Raw genomic sequence first — 226 nt, forward strand, 5'->3', positions numbered from 1 at the left:
ATGATGGCAGAGAGGTCACACCCGTTCCCATACCGAACACGGAAGTTAAGCTCTCTAGCGCCGATGGTAGTTGGGACTTTGTCCCTGTGAGAGTAGGACGTTGCCAGGCTTATTTATATTATCGCGGGGTGGAGCAGTCTGGTAGCTCGTCGGGCTCATAACCCGAAGGTCGCAGGTTCAAATCCTGTCCCCGCAACCAAATGGTCCCGTGGTGTAGTGGTTAACA

1 tRNA gene and 1 rRNA gene are annotated in these 226 nt (G+C 53.5%); both read left to right on the forward strand.

Going from position 1 to position 226, the window contains the following annotated elements:
* Positions 1 to 109, forward strand: a 5S ribosomal RNA gene (gene rrf / locus MR076_RS26210); the annotation flags it as partial.
* 13 nt (positions 110 to 122) lie between these two features.
* Positions 123 to 199 (forward strand) — tRNA-Met (locus MR076_RS26215).
* The last annotated feature ends 27 nt before the right edge of the window (positions 200 to 226 follow it).

This window comes from Bacillus cereus group sp. BfR-BA-01380, assembly GCF_022663535.1.
Lineage (GTDB): Bacteria > Bacillota > Bacilli > Bacillales > Bacillaceae_G > Bacillus_A > Bacillus_A cereus_BB.